Genomic DNA, 10,347 nt, shown 5'->3' on the forward strand with positions numbered 1-10,347 from the left:
GACGAGGTGCGTCAGCTGATCGGACGATACGCTCCCAGGCGCGAGGTCCCGATTGTCGTCAGCGAGTGGGGCTATCCCGTCGAGGGTCTCGGCGCCGAGGGACAGGCCGACTTCCTCGAGCGCGCCTTGACCGTGAACCGCCGGGCCGGGATCCCGCTGACGATCTGGTACAACTGGCAAGAGCCCATCACGCCCTGGCACTCTTTCGGTCTTCTCGACGTGCGGGGCCAACCCAAGCCCGCATACGACGCCCTCGCTCGCATGAGCTCGTCGCGACCCCCGGGGGCGGACGGAGCCGAAGGGGCTGGTTTCGGTGGACCTGACGGAGACGGCGGCCTATCATCGCGAAAGGACGAGGAATGACGCTACGAATCGATGCGGGAAGTAGTCGACGGAATCTTCGAGTGCGCGGCAGGGGTGGAAGACTTGACAAACGCCTTCCAATAGTTGACCATTTGTGTGTCTGGCTACCGATGGCTTTTAGAAGAACCCTTCTGCTGGTGACTGCCACCGCACTTCCGTTAGCCCTCGCATAGTCTCTTACCTATCAGGAGTCCGTTTTCCATGGCCAGGATTTACGTAGGCAATTGTTCTTATGATGTTACCGAGCAGGAGCTCAGGGAGCTTTTTCAGGCTCATGGCGAGGTGTCTAACGTCAGCGTGATCACCGATCGAGACACTGGACGCCCACGAGGCTTCGCTTTCGTCGAGATGTCCGATGACGCGGCAGCGCAAGCGGCGATCAAAGCGATCAACGGCACCGAGCTCGGCGGCCGAACCTTGAATGTCAACGAGGCACGGCCAAGAAACGAAGGTGGTGGCCGAGGCGGCGGCGGCGGCCGCGGCGGCGGCGGCGGCCGGCGCTGGTAACTTCGTAACCGCTCGCCGTTCGGCGAGCCGAACCGTTTCGAGCAGGCTTCTTCGCCGGGAGTCCCACTTCGGACTCGTCTCGTCGGTTCGATTCAAACCCGGTTCGTCGCGAACGCGGCGGGAAAGGCCACCTCGAGGAGCTCTAAATCCGAGGAGCACCCCGAGAACCCATGACCCACCGACGCGGGGAGGACGAACGCCATCCCCGGGACGAGGTGGTGGCTGTGGTGACCCTCGACTCGTAAGTCGAGCGAGCCATCGAGCACGAACATGAAGAGCAGCTCGGCGTCGTGCCGGTAGAGTATCTCGGGTGGCGTTCGGTTGCGACGCGCTATGCGAACGCTCGCGAGACCCCCGGTGGCGGCGGTGATACCCGTGTCCCGGCAGTCGAAGCCCTCGACCCGCCACGGCTGCCACGAAGCCGCGGCGGCCTCGTGGCGTACGAAGCGCTGACCCTCGAAGCTTCGCTGCGGTCTCTCTGTCGGGGTCGGCAGGTCCAAGTCGTAATCGGCGAAGGTCACGTGGTCGGCGGGACAGCCGATCTCGATCACCTCGAGTCCAGGGGAGCTCTCGAGAACGCGGTGCCGGATCCGCGGGGGTTGCAGCACGCAGTCGCCCGCTTTCAGGATGAAGGGAGGGCCCTGGTCCTCGTAGACGACGCGGACCCAACCCTTGTAGCAGTAGATCATTTGAAAGCGGATCTTGTGAAAATGCACGTAGTCGGGAACTGGCCCACCATCGGGAATCTGGATGTGCGAAGCGACGAGAAACCCACCCTGATGGTCGGGAACGAGATCGCGATAACGCATTCCCGCACGGCCCGTACCCCAAGTGGCCTCTTCCGAGCTCTCGCTCAGGACGAATGACGGCTCGACTCTAGGCATCACCAGCGGCGGGTCGGCTTCCACGAGCTCGATGCGCGTGCCGTTCGGCGCTCTCAGCTCCTTCGGGCTCCCTTTTCCAGCGCCGAGATTGGTGCATCTCAAACGGATGACGCCGGGCGCTCCCTCACTCCCACGCTCGAGCTGGATACGAAGTCCGTATCCTGACACCACCGCGACCCGGGGCGAATCGGCCGGATAAATCGCCTCCACCCGAAAACCAAGCCGTTCGGTGAAGAAGCTCAACGTCTCGTCGAGCTCCGAGCAGGGCAGCACCACCATCGCGGCCTCAAACCCTTGCACGTCGTCCGATATCATCCAGTTACCTTTCGTAAGCTTGGGCCATGGTAACACCGGCGATTCGTATTGAGACCCCGGGGGACGTAGAATGTCGCGTCTGGCAGGTGAGCGCGCTCGTGGCAATAGGCGTCGAGCTCTTGGCCTCAACAAGGGGAAGAAGATGACACGAAAAAAAGCGAGTGACTTCGATCAGGGACTCCTCGACTTGTTCGACCGCTACGTTCACGGAGGAATCGACCGCCGCGAGTTCCTCGACCGTGCCAAGGTCTTCGCCGTTGGCGGTTTATCCGCCGCAGCGCTTTTCGAGAGCCTGAGCCCCAAATACGCGGAGGCACAGCAAATCGCCAAAGACGATGAGCGGCTGAAGACCGAGTATCTGGAGTACGACTCTCCGCAGGGTTACGGAAAAGTCAAGGCTTACGTCACTCGTCCCGCTGGCTCGAGCGGCAAGCTTCCGGGCGTGGTAGTCGTCCACGAGAACCGTGGGCTCAACCCGCATATCGAGGATGTCACCAGGCGCACCGGCCTCGCCGGTTACATGGCGCTGGCACCGGACGGCCTCACTTCCCTCGGCGGCTACCCGGGTAACGACGACGAAGGCCGTGAGATGCAGAGACAGCTCGATCGCGACAAATTGGGAGAAGACTTCGTCGCCGCAGTGAAGTTCCTGCAGTCTCATCCGGACTGTACCGGTCGCGTCGGCTGTGTGGGGTTCTGCTACGGTGGCGGCGTGTGCAACATGCTGGCGGTGCGAGTACCCGATCTCGCTTGCGCCGTCGCCTTCTATGGCGGCCAGCCGGCGACCGAAGACGTCCCGAAAATCAAGGCGCCCGTATTACTTCACTATGCGAGTCTCGACGAGCGGGTGAACGCGGGATGGCCCGACTACGAAGCCGCCCTGAAAGCGAATGGAGTTCGGTACAGCGCGTTTATGTACGAGGGCGCGAACCACGGCTTCCACAACGATACGACGCCCCGGTACGACGAAGAGGCCGCGAAGCTCGCCTGGCAGAGGACTCTCGATTTCTTCCGGGAGCATTTGCGCTGAGAGGAAAAAAAAGAGGCGAGGCCGGAGCCCCCAACCTTGGATGCCGGATTATTCCGTCATCCAACTCCGACCTCGCCACATTCGGACGCCTCAGGACTTTGATGCTGAGCTTTTGTCAGTAATTTCCTAGTCGCCGAGTCGTCGTCAAATCTTCGAAGCAACCAAGTTCATCGTTGCTTCACTGATTACTCTAAGCAATTTGGATGCCACCGGTGCGATTCGGCGCCTGCCTCGTTTTTGGCGGCAACCGATCGGGTCGCGTGGTTCTTGCCATGGTAGAAACCACACGAATCCGTCTCATCGGGCGGGGCTAAATACCGCACTCGATGAGTTATTGTGAGGTGCCCGACGGCGCCGTCAAGTGCTCCTTCCACCACTCGAGCTCGTGGTGATAGCGATGCACGACGTTCCACGGCGTCCACCCCCCGTGGTAGGAGTCCGGGTAGCGGATGAACCTCGCGGGCACTCGACGCTTCTTCAGCGCGGTATACATCTGCTCGCCCTGCTCGATGGGAACCCGGTAATCGCTTTCACCGTGGACGAAGAGCGTCGGTGTGACTACGTTCTGGACATATCGGATCGGCGACTGTCTCTGAAGAAGAGTTCCGCCCTCGTCCTCCCACGGTGGCCCATAGAACTCGCTTTCCTTGGTACGAGGAATGTCTGCCGTCCCATAGTCGCTGATCCAGTTCGAGATCCCGGCACCCACGATCGCAGCGGCGAACCGGGTATCGTGCGTAATCACCCAGTTAGTGAGGAACCCGCCATAGGAGTAACCCGTCACCCCCATTCGTCCCTCGTCGATCGCATAGCGCGATCGAACGGTGTCGACGCCGGCGAGCACGTCCTCGGTGTCGAGGTTCCCCCATCCGCCGCCCCAGGTCGCGAACAGGAACTCCTCGCCGTAGCCGCTCGAGCCCCGTGGATTCGTGTAGAGTACGACGTATCCCGCGGTTGCCCACAGCTGGAATTGGAAGTTGAAGCGGTTCCCGTAGGCGCCGTGCGGGCCTCCATGGATGCTCAGGATGAGCGGGCGGCGGGTATCGGGCCGATACCCGGCGGGCAGGAGAACCCACCCTTCGATCTCGGTTCCGTCCCGACTCGGGAACGCGATCCTCTCGGGCGCGCTCAAACCGAGCCCTGATGCATAGGTTTCGCCGAAACGAGATAGCTTGGTCTCGGAGCTTCCATCAGCCGCGGCAACGTATACGTCAGAGGGCGAAGTCGCCGTCTCCCCGGCGAATGCCATTCGCCTTCCGTCGGGGGTGAAGCTGAAGTCTGAAAGCCAGCGATCTCCCTCGGTCATCTGCTGCACCGCACCGGGCTCGATGGCCGACACGCGAAACAGATGCTGGTTTCCGCCGACGCCGGCATCGAAGTACAGGCCGCCATCTGCGCTCCAGAACGGCTCGCCAGGTCTCAAATCCCAACTCTCGGTGACGTTCGTCGTTTCGCCCGACTCCAGATGCATCACGTACACGTCGACGGGCGCGCCGCTCTTCGCCTTCTCGGCGATGACGAGGCTCAGGCCCTTCACCCGGCGATAGGCGATCCGCGAGCCGTCGGGCGAGAAACGAGGGGAGCTGTGATGGAAGCCGTCGTCGGTGACACGTCGGACATCGCCCCCAAGATCGACGAGCCACAAGTCGGCGCGCTCGTATACATATTCGTCACGTTGATGGGCGTCTGCGGTGAATACGAGGCGTCGGCCGTCTGCGCTCCACGAGAAATCGAGCACGTCGACGCCGATGGACGTCAGCCTTTGGGGCTCGCCCCCCTCCGTGGATACGACGTAGAGCTCTCGCGGCGGACTCGAATACGGATTCGCCGGATCGGACAGATAGCCTCTGCCGTCGTAGCGAAACTGCATCCAGTCGTAGATTTGACCCTCGAAGCGCTCAGCGAGCTCTTTCTCGAGAGTGGAAGCCGTGGGCGCCGGCTTCTCGGGCTGTGTTTCTTTCGTGAACGCGATGAGGCGGCCGTCGGGGCTGACGAGCGCGGGACCATCGACCCCCGCGATCTGGAAGGCTTCGCCGAGACGGTCGGTGCGCAGAAACCACGTAGATGTCTCGCCGTCGCGCTTGGAGCGAAACATCAAGAGCTTTCCATCGGGGCTGAAGCGCGGAGCGGATGCATCGAAGGCCGGAACCGTGATCCGCCGCCCGGGCTCGGAGCCGTCCGAGGGCGCGAGCCAGATCTCGCTGCGACGTCGGTTGTCTTCTTCGACGATGTAGTGGCGGGTGAACGCCACGAAACGGCCGTCGGGTGAGATCGCCGGCTCGTCGGCGCTCTCGAAGCGATAGTAGTCGTCGAGCTCGATCGCTCGGGGCGCGACCTGGGCCTCGACAGCAGCAGCTGAGATCATCGCGAAGAAGACGATCTTTCGGAGCATCGTTGGACCTCGATATAGCGATATAGGGAAATTACATTGGCACAGGCGTGCCTCGAGTATCAAACGTTGCGGGGGCAGTTCACCGCACGGCGGCCGGACGGTCGGCTCGAATGAAGAACCAGAGTCCGGCGGCAGCCAACGCGAACAAAGACGCCGTCGCGAGCGCCGCTGCCCAGCCGAGCATCTCGACCGTGACCGGCACCAGGATCGCTCCGATCCCCCCTACGACGTTGCCGCCGGTGTTGAGGACGCCGCAAGCCGCCGCGCAATGCCGCCCACCCACGGCAATCGTCGCTGCCCAGTAGGCGCCCTCGGTGAACTGCTGGCATCCCAGACAGAGTGACAGGAAGACGACCGCGACGATAGGGTCTCGCGACGTCGCGGCAGCTCCGATGAGTCCGCCCGAGAGGACGAGACCGAGAACCGAGGGCCAGCGGCAGCCCCAGCGCAGGCCGATGCGCCGGCAGAGTCCGTCGCAGACGAGACCGCCGAGGGTTGCGCCAACGGCGCCCGTAATCCAGGGTGCGGCGGCGTAGTAGCCACCTTCGAGAACCTGGAATCCTCGACTGTCGACCAAATAGATGAAGAGCCAGTTGAAGAAGAAGTAGAAAACGTAATTGCTGCAAAAATAGCTGGCCGTCAGCAGGAGGACCTCGCGGTTCCCGAGCGCGAGCTTCCATGCCCCCCGCTGCCGCGGTGATTGTTGGACGGGCGCCCGATTCGCGTCGATGAGCTCGAGCTCGCTCGGGCTGACGCTAGGATGCTCCGCGGGATAGTCGCGGGCATACAGCCACCAGACTCCGGCGGTGAGGAAGGCAAGTGGGGCGGTGATCACGAAGGACTGTCGCCATCCGACCGTTTCCATAAGCCAGGCGATGAGGGGGCCCGTTGCGGCGGAACCCAGGGTCAGACCCGCGTTCGTCAATCCATTGGGGAATGCCCATCCCGATTGCGGGAACCAGTTGCAGATGTTCCTTCCGGTGACGGGGTACAAAGGCGCCTGCGCCGCCCCCATCAGGAAACGAAGCGCGATCAAAACGGCGAGGATCGTAGTCGAAGAGGCCATCGATCGTCCGGGCACGAAGCCTACGAGCAGGTTCATGAATCCCCACGAGACCGCGATGAGGGCCAGGGCGCGACGAGCCCCGATCCAATCACCCAGGACCCCTCCGGGGAACTGGAAGATCCCATAGCCCCAGGCGAATGCGGCGAGCACGTAGCCGAGCTCTACCCTGGAGATTCGAAGGTCGGCCATCATGTTCGCGCCGGCGATCGACAGGTTCGTCCGCAGCACATAGGCCACGAAGCTCGCCACGAACAGGAGAAACAGGATGTTCCAGCGGATCGAGGTCACTCGGCCCGTGGGCTCGGGCGCAGAGGTAGGCTCCACCAATAGTCTCTCGTGTCGGACTCAGAAGCATATCACCCGGTATCACGGGATCCGGAAAGTAGAACCCCGGTCCCTGAGTTGTCGGTTTCGGCCGATCGCTCTCAGAAAACGTAGGAGAACTTCAGGAAGACCGTGTTGCCCTGCTCCGAGCGCTCCCCGAAGGGAGCCGTTCCCCGCTCGTATGCGACCTGTACGGTGCCGAACGGAGGCCGGTAGCGCCACACAAACACCGCCTGTACGTTCTTGCGATCGATGGCGGTCGAGCTCTGGAAGAAGAGCTTGAAGAAGAGATCGGGCGTGAAATTGTAGACCCCCCGTATCACATGGATGTCGGTCGACTCCTCCTCGGGGTCGGGCACGAGCCGGAGCCGGGTGAGCTCGTACTCGACCGAGAGCGCCTCTCCCAGCTTTCGCCGGAGCGCGACCTCCCAGAGGTCGAAGTCGGAATCGAAGCTCTGTCCGAATGCATACTCGACGGAAGCGGACTGGAACTCGCGGATGTTGTATCCGATGAGAAACCCGTTGGAGCGATTGCGGAACTCTTTCTCGAATAGCTGAAACTCCTCGTAGGCATCCCAGGCGAAGGCCCATCGGTTCTGGAGCTCGATCCCGAGACTCTGATCGACGCGCCAGCTCCGGAGGACGTTCTTCTGGCTCCAGTAGATGTTGTAGTTCGAGTCGTACTCGACGTGGCTCACGAGACCGCTCCGCGGCCAGAAGTCCTTGTTGATGGCGCTGTCCATCTCCCTGCGATCGTCGTCCCGAATGAACCCGATGGCATTGACGTGGTCCCCGAAGCGGTCGCCGAGGTGTGTATAGCGAAAGTGAACGTGGCTCGTCGAGGTATCGCGCGACGGGCGAACGAAGAATGCCCAGCGCCCTCCTTCTTCGGGTCCGTGAGATCGGGCGAGCTGTCCGGTGAAGCTGAAAGTCGGAGTGAAGTACAGGGCGGTGTCGAGACCGACGGAACCGCGACTCTCACCCTCGAGATACCGGTTGGCGCCCATGAGAGCCACGCTCGAGCCGCCCATGAGACTGGCCTCGAGTCTTCCCACGGTGTAATTCGCCGATTCCGATACGGTTCCTGACGGCGGACCCGAGGAGGGATCCGATTGGGCGGTGAGGAGGGAGTACTGGAGGTCCCCTCGCCTCCCGAGCGCCTTCGCCCCGAAGTGGATGTCCGAGATACGCCGGGAGTAGAACGTGCGAATGCGCTGCTGGTATTGCTCGGCGCCTTCGAGGAAGAAGGGGCGCTTCTCGGGAAGGCTCAGCTCGAACCGCGTGAGGTTGATCTGCTCTTGGTCGGCTTCGATGATGGCGAAATCGGGATTCACGGTCGTGTTCAAGAGGTCTTGGGGAGTCGGGGAGTAGCGGACCTCCGCTCCCGCCTCGTAGCCGGGATCGATCCCTTCCTGGTACCGCGCCAGAGCGTAGGGAATGATCTCGTACTTCCGGCGGGCCGCTCTCAGATCGAGGCCGGCCAGCGTGCCGTACTGCGAGATGCGGAAGCGATCCTCGAGCGGACCGGTCCAGAAGCTCGATTCGAGCAGACGCCGCGTCGTGCGTCCCAGATTGAGTCCCCATGTCTGATCCCCTCCTGGCGAAAACCGCAGGATGACGAGCGGAATCGCGATCTCTACCGTCCAGCCGCCCTCGAACCGCGATGCCGCGGAGTACCAGGTCGCGTCCCAGTTGTCTTCGACGACCCTCCCGTTGTCGGTCACGCGGCCGTCGTACTGGGTCGCGAGGAGATTGGTAGCGAAGAAGTACGCCGAGCGTCCGTCGTGGAAGGTGTCGACGACGACGAGAACGGAGTCATCCTGGAGCAGATCGCTGTCGCGGCGGGTGAGCTGGGCAGCGATGCGCGACGGCTCGGAGTCGTGGCAGCGGAAGCCGAAATAGACGAAGTTGTCGTCGTAAAGGACGTAGGCCTCGGTCGGCTCGCGCGCCGCCTCGCCCCGGAAAGGCTCGAACTGCATGAAGCCATCGGCTTGGCTCGCCCCCTGCCATTCCTGGTCGTCGAGAACCCCGTCGATCTGGATCTCGCCCCCGGTGCGGATGGCCAGGATGTCGCGCCCGTAAGCCGAGCCCGAGAGCAACGATAAAGCAGCTGGGGCGAGAACCCACGAATGCATCGCTTTCATAGCATAGGACTTCGGGGTTAGATGTGGGTAAGAGGCCCGCTCTTACGCTCCTTTAATGAACGGCTCGTAGAGTCCAGCAGGGTGATGAAAAACTCAGCCCACCCTGCCGAGCGATTACGGTCCCGCCACGGCATTGAGTACTCTCTAGGAACGATGAACGAAATCGGGCGGGACGTCGGGCTGCTCTTTCTGACTCGAGCCATCCGGCTCTTCGCCTACGGAAGCCTGGCGGTCGTGCTGGTTCTCTATCTCGCCGAGCTCGGTATGAGTGAGGCGAGAATCGGCGCTCTTCTGAGCTTGACGCTTCTGGGAGACACGGCGATCTCGCTCTGGATCACCACGCGAGCCGACGAGCTGGGCCGGCGGCGGATGCTGATGTTTGGAGCCGGGCTCATGATTCTGGCCGGAGCGGTTTTCGCCGCGAGCCGGGACCCCACGGTCCTCCTCGCGGCCGCGATCATCGGGGTCATCAGCCCCGGGGGCAACGAGGTCGGTCCGTTCTTGTCGATCGAACAGGCCGCGCTCGCCCACGTGGTCGGCGACGGGGATCGCACTCGGGTCTTCGCCTGGTACCAGCTGACCGGCTCGTTTGCCATGGCGACGGGATCGCTGGCGGGAGGCGGGATCGCGGGTCTGCTGCAGTCGCTTGGCGCGGCTCCTCTCGAGAGCTACCGCGCTGTCGTAATGCTCTACGCCGCGTCCGGCACACTGCTCCTGTGGCTCTTCCATCGTTTGGGTCGAGCGGTCGAAGTGCGAAACGCCGGAGTCGCTCGGCGTCGATTCGGGCTCGTTCGTTCACACCGCATCGTTGCATCGCTCTCGGCCCTCTTTGCTCTCGACTCGTTCGCCGGAGGTTTCGTCGTTCAGAGCCTTGTGGCCTACTGGTTCCACGTTCGGCATGGAGTCGCCGCGGGATCGCTGGGAGCGATCTTTTTCGGGGCCAACCTCCTCGCCGGCCTGTCGTCGCTCGTAGCAGCCAGGATTGCGGCGCGTATCGGTCTGCTGCGAACGATGGTCTTCACTCATCTTCCCTCGAACGTGCTCCTGATCCTGGTCCCGTTGATGCCCACCGCAAGTGCCGCGATCGCCGTGCTTCTCGTGAGATTCTGTATCTCGCAGATGGATGTTCCCACCCGGCAATCGTACACGATGGGAGTCGTTCTTCCCGAGGAAAGGTCAGCCGCGGCGGGAATCACCGGCGTGGCGAGGACGACAGGAGCCGCGCTTTCGCCCATGCTGGCCGCGCCGCTTCTGGGAACTCCCTGGTTGAACCTCCCATTCTTCCTCGCCGGCGGTCTCAAGATCCTCTACGACCTGCTCCT

The 10,347-nt window shown here is 62.6% G+C and carries 8 protein-coding genes; 4 read left to right on the plus strand and 4 right to left on the minus strand.

Translation table 11 applies throughout. The features are described 5' to 3' along the window. Together VEK15_02680 and VEK15_02685 are read left to right on the plus strand one after the other, a co-directional pair. The coding region (locus tag VEK15_02680) for a hypothetical protein (protein HXV59573.1) at positions 1–363 on the plus strand (363 nt) is incomplete at its 5' end. Positions 364–564: 201 nt separating this feature from the next. Beyond that, positions 565–870 carry an RNA-binding protein gene (locus tag VEK15_02685; GenBank protein ID HXV59574.1) on the plus strand — a complete coding sequence of 102 codons (306 nt, stop codon included), beginning with the start codon at positions 565–567 and terminating at the stop codon, positions 868–870. 92 nt (positions 871–962) lie between these two features. On the opposite strand, the gene VEK15_02690 is transcribed toward VEK15_02685, so the two are convergent. Further along, positions 963–2,069: a cupin gene (locus tag VEK15_02690; GenBank protein HXV59575.1), complete on the minus strand. Its 1,107-nt coding sequence runs from the start codon at positions 2,067–2,069 to the stop codon at positions 963–965. A 142-nt stretch (positions 2,070–2,211) separates the two neighbouring features. On the opposite strand from VEK15_02690, the gene yghX reads away from it, so the two are divergent. Next, on the plus strand, positions 2,212–3,099 hold the full coding sequence (yghX, locus tag VEK15_02695) for a YghX family hydrolase (GenBank protein ID HXV59576.1): 888 nt from the start codon (positions 2,212–2,214) through the stop codon (positions 3,097–3,099). A 331-nt stretch (positions 3,100–3,430) separates the two neighbouring features. Here the strand turns inward: yghX and VEK15_02700 are convergent, their stop codons facing one another. From VEK15_02700 to VEK15_02710, 3 genes are all read right to left on the minus strand, one after another. Beyond that, positions 3,431–5,491, minus strand: a complete 2,061-nt coding sequence (locus VEK15_02700; protein ID HXV59577.1) for a S9 family peptidase — start codon at positions 5,489–5,491, stop codon at positions 3,431–3,433. Positions 5,492–5,570: 79 nt separating this feature from the next. Next, positions 5,571–6,881 carry an MFS transporter gene (locus tag VEK15_02705; protein HXV59578.1) on the minus strand — a complete coding sequence of 437 codons (1,311 nt, stop codon included), beginning with the start codon at positions 6,879–6,881 and terminating at the stop codon, positions 5,571–5,573. Between the two features lie 101 nt (positions 6,882–6,982). Further along, positions 6,983–9,016, minus strand: coding sequence for a DUF5916 domain-containing protein (locus tag VEK15_02710; GenBank protein HXV59579.1), 2,034 nt, complete (start codon positions 9,014–9,016; stop codon positions 6,983–6,985). Positions 9,017–9,178: 162 nt separating this feature from the next. On the opposite strand from VEK15_02710, the gene VEK15_02715 reads away from it, so the two are divergent. Next, on the plus strand, positions 9,179–10,347 hold a 1,169-nt coding region (locus VEK15_02715; protein ID HXV59580.1), incomplete at its 3' end, for an MFS transporter.

This window comes from Vicinamibacteria bacterium (genome assembly GCA_035620555.1).
In the GTDB taxonomy this organism is placed as follows: Bacteria; Acidobacteriota; Vicinamibacteria; order Marinacidobacterales; family SMYC01; genus DASPGQ01.